The organism is Rhabdochromatium marinum (assembly GCF_016583795.1).
Classification (GTDB): domain Bacteria; phylum Pseudomonadota; class Gammaproteobacteria; order Chromatiales; family Chromatiaceae; genus Rhabdochromatium; species Rhabdochromatium marinum.
This window is the reverse complement of sequence record NZ_NRRS01000213.1, coordinates 1-562: the sequence shown is the minus strand read 5'-3', so window position 1 is coordinate 562 and position 562 is coordinate 1. Positions and strand designations below refer to the sequence as shown.

Below are 562 nucleotides of genomic sequence, written 5' to 3'. Positions count from 1 at the left end.
CAATACCCTGGCCTGCCTCAACGGCTTGGCCCAGGATTGCGCGCGGCGCCAGGTGTTGGGGGAGCGGGTGCGCATCGAGATCCAGGTGCTCGATGAGAGCGCCGGTCCTCTGCCACTGGCCGAGATCGTGGCGCGTATCCGTTCAGGTCGTGGGCTGGTCGGGCTGAGCGGCGTGCAAACCCATCAGTACCCCCGCGCGCTGGATCTGGCGCGGCAGTTGCGCCGGGAGGGGATCCCGGTGTGCATCGGCGGCTTTCACGTCAGCGGGATCCTTGCGATGTTCGAGCGCCCCTCGCCCGAGCTGCAAGAAGCGTTGGATCTGGGCGTCAGCTTTTTTCGCGGTGAGGCGGAGGGCGGGCGACTTGATCAATTGCTGCGCGAAGCCTATGCCGCGACCCCGCACCCGATCTATCCGCCTCCGCCTCAGGCGCCAGCGCTGGAAGGGGAGCCTGGACCAACGCTTCCCAATGAGGTGCTGGCGCGAACTCGCCGTGTTGGCCCTCTGGATGTGGGGCGCGGTTGTCCCTTCACTTGCAGCTTCTGCACCATCATCAACGTCCAC

1 protein-coding gene is annotated in these 562 nt (G+C 66.4%); it reads left to right on the top strand.

Going from position 1 to position 562, the window contains the following annotated elements:
- A partial coding sequence (locus tag CKO36_RS19355) for a radical SAM protein (protein WP_476705520.1) occupies positions 1 to 562 on the top strand: 562 nt, incomplete at both ends.